Origin of the sequence: Tabrizicola sp. YIM 78059 (assembly GCF_004959785.1) — a bacterium.
In the GTDB taxonomy this organism is placed as follows: domain Bacteria; phylum Pseudomonadota; class Alphaproteobacteria; order Rhodobacterales; family Rhodobacteraceae; genus Tabrizicola; species Tabrizicola caldifontis.
Genome location: NZ_SJZH01000065.1, coordinates 1 through 540, shown reverse-complemented (window position 1 = coordinate 540; position 540 = coordinate 1). Strand labels below are relative to the sequence as shown.

Genomic DNA, 540 nt, shown 5'->3' with positions numbered 1-540 from the left:
TCAGCGCGGCCATGCCGGGGTCGGCCCCCTCGATGCGCCCGTCCGAGCGGATGGTCTCGATCCGGTCGAGGCCATTGGAATAGGTCACCTCGGCCGAGATGACGTTGCCGAGCGGCGTGCCGTTACGGGTGATCGCCCCGTTGAAATGGCCGAACCGCTGCAGGGCCAGCGAGGTGGGCGTGCCAGCGGCAGTTGTGGCCGCAACGGTTTCCCCCTGCGCCACCAGCCGGGCCGTGGCGGTCAGCAGGCCGGACCGCGCCATCTGCCACGACAGCTGATCGCAGACGCAGCCGGTGTACATCGCATAGCGCGGCACCTCGGGCATGGCCGTCTCGATGGCCATCGACGGCAACGTCCAGTTCCCCGACTGGAAGGTGTGGGTCTTGGGCGTGGTGCCAGATGTGACAGGCGTGCCGAACGCCGCCTTGAGCCACAGCCCGAGGTTCTCGACGTCGATCGGCACCACGACGTCGCCATCGGCAGTGACCGCGTCCTTGATCGGCGCCAGCGGGTCGCGCCCCTGGCCCAAGAGCTCCGAGG

Annotated in this window: 1 protein-coding gene; it reads right to left on the bottom strand. The window is 69.3% G+C overall.

Features of this window, described 5'->3' with window-relative positions; translation table 11 throughout:
• A partial coding sequence (locus tag EZM81_RS18045) for a phage tail tube protein (RefSeq protein WP_248298284.1) occupies positions 1 to 540 on the bottom strand: 540 nt, incomplete at both ends.